20 protein-coding genes are annotated in these 19,999 nt (G+C 57.1%); 13 read left to right on the plus strand and 7 right to left on the minus strand.

Annotated elements, in window-relative coordinates; genetic code table 11:
• Positions 1-60 precede the first annotated feature (60 nt).
• Entirely contained in the window at positions 61-501 is a 441-nt protein-coding gene (locus tag EL217_RS02775; protein WP_034653800.1) for a membrane protein, read from the plus strand.
• On the opposite strand, the gene budA is transcribed toward EL217_RS02775, so the two are convergent.
• The gene (gene budA / locus EL217_RS02780) at positions 479-1,210 is read right to left on the minus strand and encodes an acetolactate decarboxylase (RefSeq protein ID WP_023016860.1); all 732 of its coding nucleotides are present in this window, start codon (positions 1,208-1,210) and stop codon (positions 479-481) included. The two genes, EL217_RS02775 and budA, sit on opposite strands and share 23 nt — an antisense overlap.
• Between budA and EL217_RS02785 the strand changes: the two genes are divergently transcribed.
• From EL217_RS02785 to EL217_RS02795, 3 genes are all read left to right on the plus strand, one after another.
• Positions 1,196-2,404: a 5-(carboxyamino)imidazole ribonucleotide synthase gene (locus EL217_RS02785; protein ID WP_126318438.1), complete on the plus strand. Its 1,209-nt coding sequence runs from the start codon at positions 1,196-1,198 to the stop codon at positions 2,402-2,404. The genes budA and EL217_RS02785 overlap by 15 nt on opposite strands.
• Before the next feature lie 20 nt (positions 2,405-2,424).
• Positions 2,425-2,925 (plus strand): 5-(carboxyamino)imidazole ribonucleotide mutase, encoded by a 501-nt coding sequence (purE, locus tag EL217_RS02790; protein ID WP_005277415.1) that lies wholly within the window; start codon positions 2,425-2,427, stop codon positions 2,923-2,925.
• A 298-nt stretch (positions 2,926-3,223) separates the two neighbouring features.
• Entirely contained in the window at positions 3,224-4,087 is an 864-nt protein-coding gene (locus tag EL217_RS02795; RefSeq protein ID WP_126318440.1) for an endonuclease domain-containing protein, read from the plus strand.
• A gap of 18 nt (positions 4,088-4,105) precedes the next feature.
• Here the strand turns inward: EL217_RS02795 and EL217_RS02800 are convergent, their stop codons facing one another.
• From EL217_RS02800 to EL217_RS02820, 5 genes are read right to left on the minus strand one after another with little or no spacing between them, the layout of a single operon-like run.
• Positions 4,106-5,014: a ribokinase gene (locus tag EL217_RS02800; RefSeq protein WP_126318442.1), complete on the minus strand. Its 909-nt coding sequence runs from the start codon at positions 5,012-5,014 to the stop codon at positions 4,106-4,108.
• The gene (locus tag EL217_RS02805; RefSeq protein ID WP_126318444.1) at positions 5,011-5,925 is read right to left on the minus strand and encodes a substrate-binding domain-containing protein; all 915 of its coding nucleotides are present in this window, start codon (positions 5,923-5,925) and stop codon (positions 5,011-5,013) included. Before EL217_RS02805 ends, EL217_RS02800 begins: the two co-directional genes overlap by 4 nt.
• A 10-nt stretch (positions 5,926-5,935) precedes the next feature.
• A complete protein-coding gene (locus tag EL217_RS02810; protein WP_126318446.1) occupies positions 5,936-6,877 on the minus strand; it encodes an ABC transporter permease in 942 nt (313 codons plus the stop codon).
• A 9-nt stretch (positions 6,878-6,886) separates the two neighbouring features.
• Positions 6,887-8,437: a sugar ABC transporter ATP-binding protein gene (locus tag EL217_RS02815; protein ID WP_126318448.1), complete on the minus strand. Its 1,551-nt coding sequence runs from the start codon at positions 8,435-8,437 to the stop codon at positions 6,887-6,889.
• On the minus strand, positions 8,434-9,423 hold the full coding sequence (locus EL217_RS02820; protein ID WP_126318450.1) for a LacI family DNA-binding transcriptional regulator: 990 nt from the start codon (positions 9,421-9,423) through the stop codon (positions 8,434-8,436). Before EL217_RS02820 ends, EL217_RS02815 begins: the two co-directional genes overlap by 4 nt.
• Before the next feature lie 121 nt (positions 9,424-9,544).
• Here EL217_RS02820 and EL217_RS02825 point away from each other — a divergent pair, with 121 nt between their 5' ends.
• From EL217_RS02825 to galK, 6 genes are all read left to right on the plus strand, one after another.
• Positions 9,545-10,000, plus strand: a complete 456-nt coding sequence (locus EL217_RS02825) for a YdcF family protein (RefSeq protein WP_126318452.1) — start codon at positions 9,545-9,547, stop codon at positions 9,998-10,000.
• Between the two features lie 278 nt (positions 10,001-10,278).
• On the plus strand, positions 10,279-11,178 hold the full coding sequence (locus EL217_RS02830; RefSeq protein WP_126318454.1) for an aldose 1-epimerase family protein: 900 nt from the start codon (positions 10,279-10,281) through the stop codon (positions 11,176-11,178).
• Between the two features lie 18 nt (positions 11,179-11,196).
• Positions 11,197-12,846, plus strand: a complete 1,650-nt coding sequence (locus tag EL217_RS02835; protein WP_005281657.1) for a sodium:solute symporter family protein — start codon at positions 11,197-11,199, stop codon at positions 12,844-12,846.
• A 10-nt stretch (positions 12,847-12,856) separates the two neighbouring features.
• Positions 12,857-13,099: a cell wall anchor protein gene (locus EL217_RS02840; protein WP_126318456.1), complete on the plus strand. Its 243-nt coding sequence runs from the start codon at positions 12,857-12,859 to the stop codon at positions 13,097-13,099.
• Complete coding sequence (galT, locus tag EL217_RS02845; protein ID WP_126318458.1) at positions 13,099-14,193, plus strand: galactose-1-phosphate uridylyltransferase; 1,095 nt, start codon at positions 13,099-13,101, stop codon at positions 14,191-14,193. The genes EL217_RS02840 and galT overlap by 1 nt, the downstream gene beginning before the upstream one ends.
• A complete protein-coding gene (galK, locus tag EL217_RS02850) occupies positions 14,186-15,412 on the plus strand; it encodes a galactokinase (protein ID WP_126318460.1) in 1,227 nt (408 codons plus the stop codon). Before galT ends, galK begins: the two co-directional genes overlap by 8 nt.
• Positions 15,413-15,432: 20 nt before the next feature.
• Here the strand turns inward: galK and EL217_RS02855 are convergent, their stop codons facing one another.
• Positions 15,433-16,485: a ribonuclease HI gene (locus EL217_RS02855; protein ID WP_126318462.1), complete on the minus strand. Its 1,053-nt coding sequence runs from the start codon at positions 16,483-16,485 to the stop codon at positions 15,433-15,435.
• A gap of 789 nt (positions 16,486-17,274) precedes the next feature.
• On the opposite strand from EL217_RS02855, the gene EL217_RS02860 reads away from it, so the two are divergent.
• The 3 genes from EL217_RS02860 (at position 17,275) to EL217_RS02870 (ending at position 19,980) form a co-directional block, all read left to right on the plus strand.
• The gene (locus EL217_RS02860; protein ID WP_126318464.1) at positions 17,275-17,850 is read left to right on the plus strand and encodes a DUF559 domain-containing protein; all 576 of its coding nucleotides are present in this window, start codon (positions 17,275-17,277) and stop codon (positions 17,848-17,850) included.
• Between the two features lie 196 nt (positions 17,851-18,046).
• Positions 18,047-19,210, plus strand: a complete 1,164-nt coding sequence (locus EL217_RS02865; protein WP_005277435.1) for an NRAMP family divalent metal transporter — start codon at positions 18,047-18,049, stop codon at positions 19,208-19,210.
• Complete coding sequence (locus EL217_RS02870; RefSeq protein WP_126318466.1) at positions 19,201-19,980, plus strand: putative hydro-lyase; 780 nt, start codon at positions 19,201-19,203, stop codon at positions 19,978-19,980. Before EL217_RS02865 ends, EL217_RS02870 begins: the two co-directional genes overlap by 10 nt.
• Positions 19,981-19,999: the final 19 nt, after the last annotated feature.

Raw genomic sequence — 19,999 nt, forward strand, 5'->3', positions numbered from 1 at the left:
GGTGCTGCGGAGTCCGCGTGGACTGAGCAGCACGGCCTCGCACTGGTACTATCCATGGCTATGGGATTGATGAAGATGGGCCAAGGCGAGGTTAAGCGCGCGGACGTGTCCGCGCCGTTTCGCGCGCTCGTTTTCCCATTCTTGGAGCTCATCCTCATTACGGGCGTGCTGTGGATTGCCATCGGCTGGTGCGATGCCGAGGGGGTAGAACCAATACTGCGCAATGGACTCGTCGTTTTGTGGGCTGGGCTGAGCACGTGGCGCTTCCTTATTCCTTTATATAAGGCCCGCCGCAAGCGGTTCATCGTGACCAACCGCCGCGTCATCGTGCGGGAAGGACGCCACATCGATTCGATCCCGCTGGAAGATATTCGCGGCGCCCGCAAGCGCCGCGGCGGTATTTCCATTGCGCTCAACGGCTGGGACAGAGCCATGTATTTTCCCACCGTAGCCAAGTCAAAGCAGGTGGCGGAGATTATTAATGATCGCCCCTGGTTTTAACCTCGGTGGAGTGCAATTGCTTATCAAGATCCTCCGGCGCGAGGTTTGCGCGGCCGAATTCTTGGGTCAGCGGCAGGCGCAGTTCTAGATCGGAACCGGGGCAGAGCTCGATTTTCGCTTCATCCACGGTGTAATCCAGCACGTGTCCGCCAGACTTACGCGCGGCGTCGATAAAGTGCACGTGGCAGCCGGGCACCGAAATCCCGCGCTCGTATACGGGAGTGCGGAAGCCGCCGATGACGCCTTCGACATCGCTAAAGAGCATCTCTTTATCGCCGCCGACCGCCTTGGTCATTGGGGGATAGGGCTTGGTTTGTTTAACCACGGTGCGCGTTGAGACTTCAGAAAACCTGCCCGTGATGCGGACGGCGTACATGTAGTTGGCGGAAGGCTCCACCTCGTCGATGAAGGCGGAAAGCTCGTTGCGGCGCAGGCCCCGTGGGGCATCGACAAGAATGCGAGGCACAAAGTTAGTGGCCACGGCATAAGGAGTCTGCTGGTCCAAGTCCGCTACCCGCGCGGAGCCATCGCCGCGCAGTTGGTAGCAGGTCCCGTCCAGAATGATCATTTCACCATCGAGGCCGTTAAAGGTACCGATGCCAAAATTGCCCTTTCCTAGCAGTTCAGAAATGGTCATCTCGCCGTCATAGATGCCATCAAGGAGGGCGCTCATGAGGGAGTTCTGGAAGATCGAATGACGGGTAAACATGGTATCCAAGCTAATATTGTGGGCGTGAGTGTCTCAAAACCTATTGTAACTGTCTGTGGCGATGGTCAGCTGGCGCGCATGATGCAGCCTGCCGCCGCTGAACTCGATATTCATCTGCGGATTCTTGCTGGTAGCCCGGATTCTTCGACCGCGCAGGTTACCCCGGACATCGTGGTGGGCGATTACCACAAGTACGAGGATCTGCTCGCGGCAGCCCGCGGCGCGGATGCGGTTACCTTTGAGCATGAGCATGTGCCCAATGAGCATTCCGCCGCGCTTATCGATGCCTCCTTCAACGTCCAGCCCCAGCCCAGCGCCCTGCGCTATGCCCAGGACAAGCTGGACATGCGCGAAAATCTTTCCGCTCTGGGGGCGCCCGTCCCGCGGTTTAGCGCCATCGAATCAGTCGCCGATGCCCGCGCTTTTTTCGATGCCGTAGACGGGCGCGTTTGCCTCAAGGCCCGCCGCGGTGGCTATGACGGCAAGGGCGTGTGGTTTCCTTCGGATGCGGATCTTGATGAGCTCGTCGCCGAGCTATTAGAGGCCGGCACGCCGCTCATGGCCGAAGAGAAGGTGGACCTGACCCGCGAGCTATCCATTTTGGTGGCGCGGCGTCCCTCCGGCGAGGCCAAGGTCTGGCCCATTACCCAGTCCCGCCAAGCAAACGGCATCTGCGCCGAGGCCATCGCGCCAGCTCCCAACCTCGCACCCGAGCTAGCCGAACGCGCCGCCGCCCTAGGCCTGTCCATCGCTGAATCCCTTGGCGTGACTGGAGTTCTAGCCGTAGAGCTTTTCGCGTTTGCCGGTGAGAACGGCGAAGAGATTTCCATCAACGAGTTGGCCATGCGCCCGCACAACACCGGCCACTGGACGCAGAATGGCTGCGTGACCTCGCAATTTGAGCAGCACTTGCGCGCGGTACTCGATCTACCTTTGGGTGCGGTGGATGCCTTGGCTCCGGTGACCGTTATGGCTAATGTGCTCGGCGCGGATGAAGACCCCAAGATGCCTATGCCGCAGCGTGTTCGCGAGGTCATGGAACGCTACCCACACGCCAAGATTCACCTGTACGGCAAGGACCACCGCGCTGGCCGTAAGATCGGCCACGTCAATGTCGCTGGTACTTCTCTTGAAGAGACCCGCGATGCTGCTGGCCAAGCTGCGCACTTTCTCATGCACGCGACCTGGGCTTAACCAATTCTAGAAAGGACATTATGGAACCGCAGGTAGGAATCATCATGGGCTCAGACTCGGATTGGCCCACCGTCGAACCGGCTGCGCAGGTCCTCGCGGACTTCGGCATCCCCTTTGAGGTTGGCGTGGTCAGCGCTCACCGTACCCCAGAAAAGATGCTGGCCTATGCCAAGGGCGCGCACTCCCGCGGCCTGAAGACCATCATTGCTTGCGCCGGCGGTGCTGCACATCTGCCCGGTATGGTCGCGGCGGCCACCCCGCTGCCCGTCATCGGCATTCCGCGCGCACTTAAAGATCTCGATGGCCTAGATTCCCTTCTTTCCATCGTGCAGATGCCCAGCGGCGTACCCGTTGCCACGGTGTCCATCGGAGGGTCGAAGAATGCTGGCTTGCTAGCCGCCCGCATCTTGAGTGCCGGCGACCCCGCATTGCAAGACAAGATGGTTGCCTACCAAGAACAGATGGCGGACGAGGTTGAGCAAAAGGATAAGAACCTGCGCTCGAAGCTGCTAGGGGAGTAGTCACTAGCACGCCGTGTCCAAAACAACCGCGTTTCTCCAATTTTGGGCCCGATTTTTATAAGAACGCGGTTGTTTTGGACATTTTTGTATGATTGCGTAGGTTTCCTGGCTCCTAGGGCGTTCATCGGGCGGCGCTGCGTTCAAAACAACCGCGTTTCTTCATTTTTCGGCCTGATTTTTAGAGGAACGCGGTTATTATGGACGCCTCAGGGCTGAGGTCGGTGGCACGTGGCCCTGCGAGTCCGCGCTGCCTCACTTACACTTCCACTCGGGGCGTAAGTGCTCCGAGGGGGAGTAGATGAAGGAACTTTTAGTATCGGGGTTGAATCAAAGGCAACTGAGGTCCGGTCTGGCCAGCGGCAAGATAATTAAAATTCGCCGTGGGCTGTATACGTGGCGGAAACCTACGCCATTCGAGCTTACTCGCATCGTGCATGAAAAATGGCCTGGAATAATGCTCGCGGGGAAATCTGCGGTTGAGCTCTATTCCAAGAAGGAACTGACCTTTCCGCTGCATTGTGCCTACGAGCACCCGCTAGCCAACTCCACTTGGTTAAAAGTGCAGCGTACGCGTCAGACAACGACCTTTAGCCATGAAGGCGTTCCCGTGCAGAATCCGCTTTTGGCTGCGGGAGAAGTAAGCGAAGCGGACGCGGTGGCGATGCTAGAAGCGCGCTATCAGACGCGACGCGGGAAACAAGCCCTAGAGAAGGAACGGGGCGCTATCTCTCGGGTACCAGCAAGGGTTAAAGAATTGGTGAAAAAGGCCGCCATCGGTGCCGATAGTGAAGTGGAGAGAAAGGTGACCCGCGCATTGCAGAAGCGCGGTAAAAAGGTGCAGGTTAACCACCAAATCGGTCCGTACCTGTGGGACATTGTGGTGGGTAAGGTGGCGGTAGAGATTGATGGTTACGACTACCACAAGGCTGAAGACCTAGGGACCTTCATTAAGGACCGATGGAAGGGAAATAACGCTGCACTGAAAGGCTATACGGTGTTGCGGTACTCGGGGAGCTGCGTGAAGCACCACTTAGTTGATGTAGTGCAGCAAATAATCGAAGCAGACGAGGGCCGCACCAACTTCACGTCGCACGTTCACAAGCCCGTGTGGCAGTGGCATTGGATTCTTGCCGGATTTGAGTCCGAACCAATCTACGGCTAGATACCACCGAACACAGTTCTATTTCTGCGTGACCTCTGGCAATTGTGAAGAGGTCGTGGGATAGGACGGTTGGGCGCCGGCGCTGGTGGCGGCGAAGGCACCGACGCGGGCGGCGAAGGTGGCGGCATCGACAAGCGTGGCGCCTTCAAGGAGCTTGGTGCAAAATGCTCCGGCAAAGGCATCGCCGGCGCCGGTGGTATCGACCGCGGTGATCTGTGGGGTGGGGATGTCCGTGTTGGATTCGGGCGTTGCCACGTAGGCGCCTTCGGCCCCGAGGGTCAGCACCACCGATTTAAAGCCGGCGGAAACCAGGCGGTGGGCGAGCTCGCGCGGGGTGCCGGTGGAAGAAAGGCCTAATTGTTCGAGGATAAGCCCTGCTTCGTGCTCGTTGGCCATGAGGGGATCGGCTTGCAGGAGTGCGTCGCGGTCTACCTCGATGACCGGGGCGAGGTTGACAACCACGCGTCCTTGGGCGGCATCGACGGCGGCTTTGAAACCGGACGCGGGGATTTCGCCCTGGAGCAGGACCACGTCCGCATCGGCGATGGTGGATTGGCGGGCGGTGACGAAGGGGGCATCGACAAGAGCGTTCGCACCAGGGGAGATGACGATGGTGTTTTCGCCATCGGCGGAGACCGTGATGACCGCCAAGCCGGTAGTGGTATCGGACTGTTCCACCGCGCTGAGATCGATGCCGGAGCTGTGCATGTAGTGCATGGCGGGCTCGGCATAGGGATCGGAACCGACCGCGCCGACGAAAGCTACGTTGGCGCCCAACTGTGCGGCGGCGACCGCTTGGTTAGCGCCCTTGCCGCCAGCTAGAATCTCACCGCCAGAGCCCAGCAGGGTTTCGCCGGGGTGGGGGTGGCGCTCGGCATGGACGATGAGGTCAGCATTGATGGAGCCGACGACGGTTAGCTTGCTCATTGGAATTCCTCCACGGTGTCTTTGGTGACGGTAATTACCTCTACAGGGACATTCTTTTCTGCGCTTTCGCCATGTAGAAGCGCTGCTGCTTGTTCAATTGCGCGGGCGCCAAGCTCGGCAGGCTGCTGGGCGATTGTGGCTTCCAGCTTGCCATCTTTTACGGCTTTGAGTCCGTCAAAAGTGCCATCGAAGGCAACAATTTTGACTTCCTTGCCGGCTCTGGAGCCGAGGGCTTCAACAGCTCCTAAAGCCATCTCATCGTTTTCTGCAAAAATGGCGCTGATATTCGGGTTCGCCTGCAGCAGATTGGTCGTTACGTTGAGGCCTTCAGTGCGGTCGAAATTCGCGGACTGTTTGCCGGCGATCTTGATGCCGGGGTACTGCGCGATCCTTTCCTCAAACCCCTTGCCTCGTTCGCGCGAGGCAGAGGTACCAGCGGTTCCTTGCAGGATGAGAATTTCGCCCTCTTCGCCGATAGATTCTGCGAGTTTATCCGCCGCTTGGGCGCCACCGGCCACATTGTCAGAAGCCACCATGGAATCTAGTTCCACGCCGTTGACGTCTCGGTCGACCCCAATGACTGGCACACCATCATTTTTGATGCTGCGTACAGCGGGGGCGACGGCATCAGAATCGGTGGGGTTAATGACCACCACTTTTGCGCCCATGGATGTCGCATTTCCCAACTGATTGACCTGTTGAGCCGGGTCATCGGAGGCATCTTGGATATCGAGGGGAACGTCCAGCTCTTTGGCCTTATCCTGCGCGCCGTGGAGTAATTCTACGAAGAATGGATTAGTTTGCGTCGATACGGAAAGGGTGATGCGGTTTCGGTCCTCCTCGGAGCGATTGCACGAGGCAAGGCCCAACGCTAGTGCTGGGACGATGAGTGAGGCTAAAAGTTTCTTCATGGTGTCCTGCCTAATTCGCGGTCTTATTACGGAATACGTCGAAGCCCACGGCTAGGGCGATGACCAAGCCGATGACAATCTGCTGCCAGAAAGAAGAAACATTGAGCAGATTCAAGCCATTGCGAATCACGGCCAAAAGGATGGCGCCAACGAGTGTGCCCGTCGCTTTGCCTTGTCCGCCGGAAAGGGAGGCACCACCGATGACAACGGCTGCAATAGCATCTAGCTCATAGCCAGTTCCGGCTTGTGGCTGTGCGGACTCAAGGCGGCCCGCCATAACCATTCCTGCCCAGGCGGCGAAAAATCCGGAAAGCGCGAATACTGCGATTTGGATACGCCTTACTGGCAGGCCAGACAGGCGCGCGGCTTCAAGGTTTCCGCCAATGGCATACATCGAACGGCCGAGGACGGTGCGCTCTAAGATGAACCAGCAGATAACGCCAGCGATGACCATCATGATGATGGGAACCGGGAAGCCGAATACGTCGCCGCCGAAGGCGTTAACCGTGGGGGCGGTTTCGATGGGCGAGCCCTGTGAAATCACAAGAGTGATGCCGCGGGCGATGGACATCATGGCCAGAGTGGCGATGAATGACGGTATTTTTCCCCAAGCCGTGGCCATACCGCAGATTGCGCCCGCAAGAGCGCCGACGAATAAACCTATAAGCAGAGTCAGCCAGCCGGGAAGCCCAGCAGTGGAGAACATGTAGGCCGATACCATCGCTCCTAAGGCGGCTACCGAGCCAACAGAAAGGTCAATGCCTGCGGTAACGATGACGAAGGTCATGCCAAAGGCCAAGATTGCCACCGTGGCGGCTTGGATGCCTACATTGAGGAGATTGGCGACGGTAAGAAAATAGGGAGTGGCGATAAAGAGCGCAATACATAAGGCGATGAGCCCCACGAGCGCGCCATTATTCATGGCCCAGTTGGCAATGCGATTCTTGGTCATGAGTAGTCCTTATTTTGTAGAGGCGGAGGGTGATGTGGCGGATTCGGTATTGACCTCGGAGACGTCCGTAGCCGCAGCTACGTTAGAAACCGCCAAGGCCATGACTTCATCTTGAGTGGAATCCTTGGGCAGTTGTCCTACCAGTTGGCCCCCGGACATTACGAGGATGCGGTCAGACATGCCGAGAATCTCAGGTAGATCCGAGGAAGCCATGAGTACTGCTCCGCCTTCTGCAGTTACTTCGTTGATGATGTTGTAGATTTCTACCTTTGCGCCAACATCGACGCCGCGCGTTGGTTCATCAAGCAATAAGACTTTGGAGCCGGCCAGTACCCACCGACCGAACACAGCCTTTTGCTGGTTACCACCCGAGAGATCGCGGATAGGTTGGTCCAACCCGGCCATACGGATCCGAAGGGTTTCGGCAACCTCACCGGCACGTCGGTGTTGCCCCTTGCGGTCTGCGAGCCCTGCCTTCGCCGTGGGATACAAGGTGGCAAGGCCAAGGTTGTCGGATACTGAGGCATCGAGAATCAAGGCCTGTGATTTACGGTTTTCCGGAATATGGCCTACCCCCGCGGCGATGGAGGAACTGATATCGCCGTTGGGTAGAGCGTTTCCTTCGACATGTATCGCGCCCGAATCATACGAATCCGCACCGGCGATAGCGCGGATAATCTCGGTACGGCCCGCTCCCACAAGGCCGGCCAGCCCGACCACCTCGCCGGCGCGCACTTCAAACGAGACATCGTGAAATGCGCCTTCGGAGGACAGGTCTTTAACTTCAAGCAGTGCCTTACCAAACTGAGCCGAAGCTTCGCGCGGATACTGGTTTTCAATCTCACGGCCAACCATAAGCCGCACCAGCTCGTCCTTATCGGTATCAGCGGGGACTTCAGCGATGAAGGCGCCGTCTCGCAGCACACTGATGGTTTCTGCGATTCGCGCCAGTTCATCGAGGTGATGGCTGATAAAAACCATCGCGACGCCCTTGGCTTTCAGGTCCTCTAATACCGTGAAAAGGGCATCGACCTCCTTGCCCGTCAATGCCGCGGTTGGCTCATCAAGAATGAGGATGCGCGCATTCATCGATAGGGCTTTGGCAATTTCTACCAATTGCTGCTTGGCGATGCCCAGCTCGCTTACCGGTTGATTTAAATCAACGTCCAAGCCGATGAGGTCCAATGCTGCTTTAGCCTGTGCTTTAAGGTGTTTTCTGTTGACTAGGCCAAACTTATTCGGCGTCCGCCCGAGCATGATGTTTTCTGCCACAGACATCGTGGGAACGAGGTTGAGCTCTTGATGGATTGTGGCGATGCCAAGCGCTTCGGAGGCTTTAGTATCGGGGATTTTTACCTCGGATCCATCAATGAGGATTCGTCCTGAATCCGGCTCGTGTACGCCTGCGATCATCTTGATGAGTGTGGATTTCCCGGCACCATTTTCACCGAGGAGGGCTTGAATCTGCCCATAGCGTACGTCTAAATCTACGCCTTTGATGACCTCGACTGGTCCGAAGGACTTAGTAACGTTGTCGAGTTTGAGGACGGTATCGCTCATGTGTTTTCTCCCTGCACCTCGTGGGCTGTGGACATCCGCGGAATATAGCGGGTGGGAAGGATTTTTCCTTGGGGTTGTCGTTTGTCTTCGATGGATGCGATGAGTTCAGCAGCGGCGGTTCGGCCCATGCAGGCGACATCTTGGTCCACCACGGAAATTGGGGCTGCTTGAAACCGCAGATAGATAAAATCATCGAAACCAACGAGCGCTACTTCTTGGCCGATGGCTTTACCGGCGTTATGGCAGGCCTCTAATGCGCCGGCAGTCATCATGAAATCCCCGGCAACAATTGCGGTGACTTCTGCTTGCAGCAGTTCGATGGCGCCCTTGTAGCCTTCCCTGTGTCGAAAGTTGCCTTGATGGATGTGTATATCCATTCCCTGAGCGGCCTGCTTAAACACCTCGAGGCGCTGGCGGCCAGTAGAAGTTTCTTGCGGCCCCGAGAGATAACCAATCTTGGTATGGCCCTTGTCCTTGAGTTGGGCCACGGCGTCGTTGATTCCAGGGGAGGGGTCTGAAACCACGGATGGCAGCGAGTAGAGTTCGCGGTCAATGAGAACGAGGGGGCGTTGTTCCTGCGATTGCGCCAGGGCATCCTTTGTTCCAGCGAGCGGTACGGCGATGATGCCGTCGACTCGTCGTTGTCCCAATGCTTCCAATGCTGTCACTAGGCGTTCCGGATCTTCCCCGCAACTGGTAATGATGGTGGCGATACCTTGGGTGTTTGCTTCTTTTTCCACCGCCGCTGCCATGGCAGCGAAGTAGGGGTTATCTAGATTGGGAATGATGAGCCCGATGGCGTGTGAGCGCGCGCTGCGCAGAGCCCTCGCCTGGGCATTGGGCCTGTAATTAAGCTTTTCAGCGACGTCTTGAACCCGGGTCCGCGTGGCCTTTGAAATGGAGGTATTTCCCGCCAACGAGCGTGAGGCGGTGGAAATGGACACCCCAGCAGCCGCGGCGACGTCTTTCAGCGTGGTTGTAGCCATGCCGAGCTCCTCATAGATGGGGAATAAACGACTAAGTGTGCAATCGTTTGCACGATTATTTTAACTCTACGGTTTGGCTCTTATCAGTGTCAAGGGTTCCCGCCGGTCTAAGCTAATAATCATGGATAATTCCCAGCGCGATCCGCTCCTTGTATTGGGCTCCCGTGTCACCCACGGCCATCCGGGCGCCATGCTGCGGTCTCGCTTGGATAAGGCACTCGAGCTCTATTCTGGGCAGACGGTCATCGTCTCTGGCCGAGGGGAAGCGGGCGCGATGGCTGAGTACTTGTTCCAGCGGGGTGTGGATCCTGCGGATGTACTTGTGGAACCGGCCGCTACCAGTACAAATGAGAACCTAGAAAACGCGCACGGCCTCGCACCAGATGACGTGTTGCAGGTGGTTACCAACGATTTCCATGCGCTGCGCACCACATTGTGGGCCTGGCATTTGGGCATTGCGATAACCGTTCACCCCGCGCGCACGCCGTGGCTCTCGATGCCGAGCAATTACCTGCGCGAGGTTGTGGCGACCCCGCATTCCGCGGCGCGCATCCTGTGGCGGAGACTGCGTAGGTAGTGGATAGCGATTGTGCAGGGGGTGATCTGGTCTGACTTGGACTGCTGGGGCCAGTATTCCTCGCATTCTGGGGGAGAGGTAAAAATCAATCTCAGGCATGTGGGTACGCAATGGTGTGGGTATGTACACCGCAGTAGCCCTGAAATGGGTCAATCTTGCAGTGTCCGAGCTGGCCAAATGCTCCTTTTAAGGAGATGGTTGTGCAAACGATTGACTTGATTTTGCGCGAGATCTTAAGCTGATTTCAATCACACGTTATAGCCAGAAAGGTCGTTAATATGACCGGTTATACATCGAATGAAGAGCGCGCCGACATTGAGTGCGTCAGCATCTCTCATGGCGATTACTTAGCCGAAATTGCCCTATGGGGCGGCGGCGTGAAGTCCCTGACCTTTCAGGGACGGCCGCTGTTAGAAACCTATAAGGACAAGTCCCCGATGATGGCCGGGGTGGTAATGGCGCCGTGGCCTAACCGCACCGAAGACGGTCAATTCACCTGGCAGGGTGAGCACTACCAGCTGGGCATTACAGAACCAGAGCGCAATAACGCTATTCATGGGCTTGCAGTGAACTGGTGGAAGCTAGTTGAACAGCATAAAGACGAGGGCACGCTAACTTTTAGCATTGGGCCCCACAATGGCTGGCCTTGGACTGTAGAGCTAGTGGCCACCTACGCCGTGGATGACAGCGGCTTGCATTCTCATCTGAAGGCCGTGACCGAGCACGCCGAGGACATCCCATTTGCTTATGGGCTTCACCTCTACCTGTCTGCGCAGGGTGCGCCCACCCACGAGTGCGTGCTCAAACTGAATGTGGATGAGCACCACCTTTTGGATGAAAGAAACCTGCCCACCGGTGAGGTGCGCCCGGCGAAGTTGGTGGACACACCGCTGGACCGTGTGAACTGGGATGACTGTTTTCACGGACACGGCCCGCTTGTAGCGGACTATACCGCCGATGGCCGCGGGGTCCGCTTGGAAATGGATAGCGGTGTGGAGTGGGTGCAACTGTATACACCGGAGAATTTTCCCCGCGATGTAGCACCATCGGGCAAGGCCTTGGCCGTTGAACCTATGAGTGCGCCACCTAATGCCTTGCGCAGTGGGATAGATCTTGTGCGACTTAAACAGGGAAAACCGCACGTTTTTAGCCTGCATTTGTCTGCCGTAGAAAAATAAAATCGAGAAAGGTCAGCGATGGAAACAGCCGAATCCGTATTGAGGCTGGATGCCTCATGGGTGGACTACCTCTTGGTAGCCATTTACTTCCTATTCGTTTTGGGCATCGGCTGGGCGGCAAAGGCCCGGGTCTCAAACTCCATTGACTTCTTTTTATCGGGTAGGGGACTTCCGGCCTGGGTAACCGGGTTGGCCTTCGTCTCTGCCAACTTGGGTGCGGTGGAGATTATCGGTATGTCCGCCAACGGTGTCGAATATGGCTTCCAGACCATGCACTACTTCTGGATCGGCGCCGTTCCCGCCATGGTATTTCTTGGCATCGTGATGATGCCGTTTTATTACGGCTCCAAGGTGCGTTCGGTCCCAGAGTTCATGCGCAAGCGGTTTGGCAACGCAGCACACTTGGTGAATGCGATTTCCTTTGCCATCGCTCAGCTGCTCATTGCCGGCGTGAACCTCTACCTTCTAGCCACCATCGTAGAAGCCTTGCTGGGATGGCAGATGTGGGTATCTCTGCTGGTAGCCGGGATTATCGTGCTGTCCTACATCACATTGGGTGGCCTTTCCGCAGCCATTTATAACGAGGTATTGCAGTTCTTTGTCATCGTGGCGGCACTCGCACCTTTGACGATTATCGGCCTCAACCGAGTCGGCGGATGGAGCGGCTTGAAAGATGCCGTTGCTGATGAATCGCACTTTCACACGTGGCCGGGCACGGAAATTTCCGGTTTCGAAAACCCCGTGTGGTCGGTCATCGGAATCGTCTTGGGTTTGGGCTTTGTGCTGTCTTTCGGCTACTGGACCACGAACTTCGTCGAGGTGCAGCGAGCAATGGCCTCAGATTCCATTTCCGCTGCTCGCAAGACTCCGATTATCGGTGCCTTCCCAAAGATGTTTATCCCATTCTTGGTGGTAATTCCGGGCATGGTGGCTTCGGTATCGGTTGCGGACCTGATGGAACAACGGGCTGAACCGAATGATGCCATCTTGTTGCTGATGCGTGATTTGCTGCCTAATGGCCTTTTGGGCGTGGCCATTGCGGGCTTGTTGGCATCCTTTATGGCTGGTATGGCCGCCAATATCTCTGCCTTTAACACAGTTATGTCCTATGACATCTGGCAAACGTATGTGGTTAAGGATCGTGAGGACGATTATTACCTCAAGTTCGGGCGATGGGCTACGGTAGCGGCGACGGCGATTGCGATTTTCACCGCGTTGTTGGCGAAAAACTTTGGCAATATCATGGATTACCTGCAAACGCTCTTTGGATTCTTTAATGCGCCGCTCTTCGCCACGTTCATCTTGGGCATGTTCTGGAAGCGGATGACTCCGCACGCCGGTTGGTCGGGCTTGGTTGCCGGTACGGCTTCGGCGATTGCGTTCTGGTACGTAGCTACCTTCACTGACGCCATTAATCTTCCGGGGCAGGGAACTGCGTTCGTTGCTGCTGGTGTCGCCTTCGTTGTGGATATCCTTGTGTCCATCATCGTCAGCATGTGCACCCAGCCCAAACCTGACAGCGAGCTTGTGGGCTTCGTCTCCTCCGTTACCCCAAAGGGTCACTTCGAGGACTACACCGAAAAGTCCCTGCCGTGGTACCAGCAAACTGTCCCACTGGGCATTATTTGCCTCGTCATTGCCGTCGGCCTCAACATCATCTTTGCCTAAGGAGTAGCTCATGTCTGATAAAAAACACGCAGGCGCGTTTGACTTGCGCAATGTGATTGGCGCCTTATTAGGCCTGTACGGAATTATTCTCATTGCTTGTTATTTCTTCCTTGACCCTGGCGTCAACCCGGATACCGCAATGCCAAAAGAGGCGGCGAATAACCTGTGGGCAGGCCTGGCAATGCTCGCGGTAGCAGCGATTTTTGTTCTGTGGGCGCGCCTGAAACCAATCAGGATCCCAGGAGAAGACTAATGGTTGATATCACTCACGCTCAGCTTGCCGATGGCCGCGAGATCATCTACTTCGACGATCAGCCGCATTCCGACCGCGTGCTTGATGATGCCCGCGATATTCCCACCGTTGCTCCCGCTTCCGAAATGCGGCGCGATCCATTGACGGGAGATTGGGTTGCTTTTGCCGCACACCGCATGAACAGGACCTTCATGCCGCCGGCAAATGAGAACCCTCTAGCCCCGACGCGGCCAGACCAACTGCCTACTGAGATTCCCAGCCCCAGCTATGACGTGGTGGTTTTTGAAAACCGCTTTCCCTCGTTCTCCATGGCCGCCACGATTGAGGAACCGGATAAAGATGAGCTCCTCGGCATGGTCCCGCGCCTGCCAGCCCATGCCCGTTGCGAGGTGGTGTGCTTTACCGAGGACCCAACCCTTTCATTCCGCGATTTGCCTGAATCCCGTATTCGCACCGTGATCGAGGCCTGGGCACACCGCACCGCCGCATTATCCGCCATCGACGGAGTGCAGCAAGTATTCCCCTTTGAAAATCGCGGGGAAGAAATTGGGGTTACCCTCCAGCACCCGCATGGCCAGATTTATTCTTACCCGTTCCTTTCCCCGCGGTTGCGCTCGATTGTGGATTCGGTTCGCGCCTATGACGGCGATCTTTTTCAGGATCTTCTCGATAGGGAACGGGAAGCAGGCGATCGCATCATTGCGGAGACTCAATATTTCACGGTCTTCGTTCCTGCGGCAGCTAAATGGCCGCTTGAGGCTATGGTTCTGCCTAATGACGATGTCCCAGACTTTTCGGCGCTCAATGAAGCACAACGCGCCGACCTTGCTGGAGTGCTGAAAAAGCTTTATTCCGCGGTCGATCGCTTTTTTGAGGGCGTGGAAAAGACACCATATATTGCCGGCTGGACACAAGCCCCAGTGGATCCGGAGCTTCGCCCAGGCGTCCGCATGCATTTGCAGCTATTTTCGCTCATGCGCTCGCCAAATCGCATGAAGTATCTTGCCGGGTCTGAATCCGCGCAGGGAGTGTGGATTAATGACACCACCCCAGAACGCATCGCTGCACGCTTTAAGGAGGTCTGGGATGCCTAATTGGTTTACTACGCGCACGGACGAGGAACTCGCAACCGCTGCCCATCGGCTTTTCGTGGAGACTTTCGCTGAAGATGAGGCAGGTGCTGCTGCCCCTGAGCCGGTGGGGGTGTGGGCGGCTCCAGGGCGGGTAAACCTCATCGGCGAGCATATTGACTATGCCGGTGGCGCATCCATTCCTTTTGCCTTGGAACAAAATACGGCCGTGGCCGTGCGCCCGCGTACAGATGGCGCAATTCGCATTGCATCGGAATTCGATGGTTCCGTAGCTCAGGCCTGTGTCCCGCTTTCTAGCGTGTGGCCGAGGCATCCCGCTGACTGGTCAGGATACGTCGCTGGCACAATTTGGGCGGCGGTGGAAGCCGATCTATTGCAATGCGATGGACTCGATATCGCGATTGTATCGGACGTTCCCGTTGGCTCTGGTTTATCCAGTTCTGCAGCGTTGGAGTGCTCTATTGCCGTAGCGGCTTATGAACTTGACCATGGGCATTTACCCGATGATGCTGCGCGCGCTGGGTTGGTTGAAGCCTGTATTCGTGCAGAAAATGAAGTGGTGGGTGCCTCCACCGGGGGACTGGATCAAAATGCCAGCCTCTTTGGGCAGCGCGGAAAGGCCTTATTCCTCGATTTTGCTACCGGTGCCGTCGAACGCATCCCCTTCGATATCGCCTCCCAAGACTTGGTGCTGCTCATTGCGGATACCAACGCACCTCACACGCTTTCCGATGGCCAGTATGCCTCCCGCCGCGGGATTATCGATGATGTGCAATCCGCAGCTGGGTGCACCATCCGCGATATTCCGGATGCTGTGGATTTTGCCGCAACTGTTGCCGAAAAGTCCTCGGACTCGGCCGAGCTGTACCAAAGGCGCGTGCGCCATGTGGTGGAAGAAACCGAGCGCACTTTGAGTGCTGCTTCCGTCTTGTGCGCATCCGATATGGATACATTTCGCCAGCTGATGCGCGATAGCCATGTCTCGCTGCGGGATCTTTACGAGGTCACAACGCCCGAACTCGATTCTGCTTTTAACGCGGCAGGTGAGTTCGGTGCGCGCATGACTGGCGGTGGCTTTGGCGGCGCAGTTATCGCCCTAATAGCGAAGGACGACGTAGACGCGACCGCGCAGGCCATTGAAGAAGCAGCGGCACAGCAAGGCTTTCCCGCTCCGACCTTCGTGGTGGCCCGCCCCGGAGAGGGCGCGCGCCGATTACACTAAGCGTGCTGCGGCGGAAACCGTTACCGGGGCTTTACCGCCTTGAGCGCCTTGCTGATCCCGCTTTGCAAGGTAGGCCGCGATTGCTTCATGGGGTGGGCAATGGCGCGCAGCCCCATATACGCAATCTGATCGGCGGCGCGATTGAGCGGATCACCGGCATGACCGAGCACCCTGCGGATATCCACTTCGCAGGTGCCTTCGAGGTCGCCCCAGGCCTGTTGGAAACGGGAACGCGCGCCAGAGGATACCCCGCGCCACCTGCGTCCGGACCGCGCCGCCTTCGAGCCTTTCTTGTTCACAATGTGGTTGACCGCATCCAATGCCGCAACAGAATCGGATTCGATGACAGCCTTTGTCGCACCTACCTTGAGCAGGTACTTTAACGCGAGCGTGAGCGCTTCTAGTTCCAGTTCGTCCGTGCTGGCTTTCGTCTCGCGGGTGCGCAGGCGGTAGTCACCGTTTCCCGCCACGAAACACATCGAGCCCTTGAATACGGTATCGGAGGAGGCGTCGGTAGCGATGCGCGCTACCGCGCCCGCCGGCCACGACGTCGTGTGCGAGAAGTTGGGCCACCATTTCGCCTCTGGCGTTTCGACGTGGTTGGCTTCTTTCTTTTTCGGGGCCTCGCCCAGCTTGCGCGCCTTCCGCGCGGTCAGGCCAGCTTGTTTGCGGCGTGCGGAGCTCGCGCTTGCCGATGCCCGATTCTCCCCCGCAAAGCTCCCCGTCACCGTATAGCCGCGCTTCTCGAGCGCCGCTCGGAGCGCATTTTGCCTGCGCCCGGTGACAATCCAGGTGCGCCCATCGATTCCGTGCAGGGCGCGTTGCAGCTCGCGTACCGCAACTTTAACGATATCGCCTTTTTTGATCTGGCCTTTGCGCACGAAGCGTGCCTGGGCGGTATTGACCGCAATGACCCACCCCTCGATGGTTCCATCCTCCGCTGAATCCCAGCGCTCATCCCACAGGGCGATCGCCACATGAACCGGCGCAGACACCATGTCCTTGGTGATTTTGCGGGTGCCATAGGTGCGCGATTGCGTGCCGGTAAGTGCTGAGAGCTCGAGGGGTTCCATTGGTTCTAGTAAATCACGCCCCATTCCAGCTGTGAGCTGCACGCGCCTGATGTGGGCTCGATTCGTGAAGGTTCGCGATAGTTCTAGGCCTCATTGCGTTCCAACCCGCAACAGGGTCGCAAAAGAGCTGTGCAAAAGCCTCCTCAGGATGTTCCGCAACCGGCTGCTTAAAGGCCTCTTCAGGTTGCTCCTAAGAAGTGCAGGGTCCTATGCAACATTTGAAGAAAATTTGCGATATTTGAGGCACCATTTTGCTCAGTTATTGCAGTGGAGGTTGAACATAGGAGGCTGGCCTTCCAACCCTGACCAAAGCGACCGACTGCCTGGCCTTCGCAAAAGGTGTTAGTCGCCCGTTCCGTGGGATTGGCACCCATTCGGTGCAGGTTTCCAGCAGGGAGCTCAGAATATGACCATTTGGAGCATCACGCTCGGCAGTTTCTCCACAGAGCCGCGAAGATAAAGGGCATGCTAAATCATGAGTTAATTAATCTTCGTTACGCAGGTTCAACTAGTCCTTACTATCCCGCGTTGTACACGGGAGAATTAAAGCGAGTCGCTCCATGGATTGCAGTGAAAACAACGACGTGGGAAAGCTGGCCATGGCATAAGCAACAGGTTGCCCTTACTTTAGCGGCCGGCCTAAGTGCGCACCGAGCGTCATTGGTGGCTAAGTCGGCTGCGCGTATGTGGGGAATATGGGTGATCCCCCGGAGAAACGAGGTCATTGAACTCGCCTCGCCGTCAGGAAGTATTCCACCGAAAACGCAGTGGCCGCGAAATTACTACCGTATGGCACGCATAGAGGAGACAACGGTGGAAAAGTCCGGAGTTCGGGTGACGAATCCGGCGCGGACATGCTTGGATATCGCAAGGTTACATGGGTTTGCGGAAGGGCTTGTTGCGGTCGATTCCGCATTGCGCGCGGGCCTGGTGTCGGTAGAAGATCTGAAGGAAACACGGGCAGCAATGGCTCGGATGAAGGGGCCTATCCCCATGAAAATGGCGGTGGAGCATGCGTACGCAGGATCCGAATCACCGTACGAGTCGCTTTTGCGGGCGTTAATTATTGAAAGGATTCCCGCTGCCACTGTGTACCCTCAATTTCGCGTATTGGGAAAGTACCGAGCCGACTTATGTATCGATGGATGGCTCATTATCGAGGTCGACGGGGATACCAAGTATGACGGTACCTATGGAAAACCGCCGGAAGCGGTGGTCAAAGAACAGATGCGTCGGCAACGCGAAATCGAAAACCAGCAATTTACGGTATTGAGATTCGGGCCAAAAGATCTGGTCAATGACCCGAATAAGGTAGTGGAGACGATAGTTGAATACCTGGAGCGAAAGGCAGGAAAAGTAGCGTAGATCACCCCCGCAGCACCCCTTGCCATAAATGTTGTTGAACAACCTCCGGGGGAGCAATTATGATGATGCGAATCACATTTAAGAGAGACCGGCGTCACGAAAGGTGAAATTAGTGAGTGCTGAAAAACAGGCTTCCGCCCCGGCACAGGCGGGGGCGCAGGCGGATGCGAAGACCCCGCCCAAGGGCATCGGCGCCATGGCAGGCGCCATGTTCCTCATGGCTACCTCGGCTATCGGCCCGGGCTTTTTGACCCAGACTTCGGTCTTTACCGTCCAGATGGGCGCTTCTTTTGCCTTCGCCATTGCGCTGTCCATCCTCGTGGACATTGCCATCCAGCTCAATGTGTGGCGCGTGCTTTGCGTGACGGGAATGCGCGCAAACACCCTGGGCAATACCGTTCTTCCCGGCTTGGGCTGGGTGCTCGCAGGCTTCGTCTTTTTCGGCGGAGCGATTTTTAATATCGGCAATATCGCCGGCGCAGGCTTGGGTCTGAACGCAATGCTGGGCATCGATGCGCGCATTGGCGGCGTCATTGCGGCGGCGATTGCGGTTTTCATCTTCCTCTCCCGCCGCGCTGGAATGGCGCTGGACCGCCTCGTGGCAGCCCTGGGCGCGGTGATGATCCTGCTCATGCTGTATGTGGCCATCGTCAGCCAGCCGCCGGTAGGGGAGGCGCTGAAGAATACCGTCGCGCCGGGTGAAATCGATTTCTTCGTCATTACCACCATCATCGGCGGCACGGTCGGTGGCTATATCACTTTCGCCGGCGCGCACCGGTTGATCGATGCAGGCTTATCCGGCGTTGAAAACGTCAAGAATATTACGCGGACCTCCGTCAGCGGCATCATCGTCACCGGTATTATGCGCATGCTGCTCTTCTTAGCGGTATTGGGCGTGGTGGCTACCGGCGTCACGCTAAAAGAAAATAATACCGCCGCCGATGCCTTCTACCACGCGGCCGGTGAATTCGGCCTTCGTGCATTCGGTATGGTGCTCTTTGCCGCAGGACTGTCCTCGGTCATCGGTGCCGCTTATACCTCGGTTTCCTTCGTGACCACCCAGGAAACCCCGGCCCGGACCCGTAATATCTTCACCGTTATCTTCATTGCGGTCTGCACGGTCATTTTTGTAATAATCAACTCCGCGCCGCAAAAGCTCTTGATCTTCGCCGGTGCGATTAACGGGCTCATCCTTCCCATCGGCTTCGCGCTGGTGATGTGGGTAGCTTGGCGCCGCAAGGATCTGCTGCAGGGTTATAAGTATCCAAAGTGGCTGCTTATCCTTGGCGGCTTGGCCTGGTTGCTTACCATTTTCATCGGCCTCCGCGCAGTCTCAGGAATCACAGCAATATGGGCATAATGCACACGCCAGAAGAGGTGCGCGAGTTCGCGCGCACCCACGAGATGACCACCACCGCCGGGCACGCGCGGGGCTACATGCAGGCCAACCTGCTCTCGCTGCCCAGCGCATACGCCTTCGACTTCCTGCTCTTTGCCCAGCGCAACCCCAAGCCGTGCCCCATCGTCGGTGTACTTGAGGCGGGGCAGTACACCTCGGATCTGCTGCCTGGTGGCGATATTCGCACCGATATTCCGGCCTATCGCATCTTTGAAAACGGTGAGCACACGGCCACGCTTGCCGATGCCACCTCCTATTACACCCCCGACATGGTCAGCTTCCTCATCGGCTGTTCGTTTACCTTTGAAACGGCGTTGGTGGATGCGGGTATAGAGATCGCGCATATCGAACAGCAGCGCAATGTGCCGATGTACCGGACGAATATCCCCACTACTCCTGCGGGCGTATTCTCCGGGCCAATGGTGGTATCGATGCGCCCGATTCCGGCATCGCAGGTTTCCGATGCGGTGCGCATTACCTCCCGCTATCCGTCCGTGCACGGGGCGCCGGTGCACGTGGGGGATCCGGCGGCCATCGGCATTGTGGATCTAGCGCACCCGGACTTTGACGATGCGGTGGACATCCCAGAAGGTTGCCTGCCCGTCTTTTGGGCGTGTGGGGTTACTCCGCAGGCCATCGTGATGGAATCAAAGCCGGAGCTGGCCATTTCCCATGCTCCGGGCAAGATGCTGGTGACCAATGCCCGCGATGCGGAGTACCTCATCCCTTAGGCATTTACCCCGCCGCTTA

It is taken from the genome of Corynebacterium segmentosum, assembly GCF_900637825.1.
Classification (GTDB): domain Bacteria; phylum Actinomycetota; class Actinomycetes; order Mycobacteriales; family Mycobacteriaceae; genus Corynebacterium; species Corynebacterium accolens.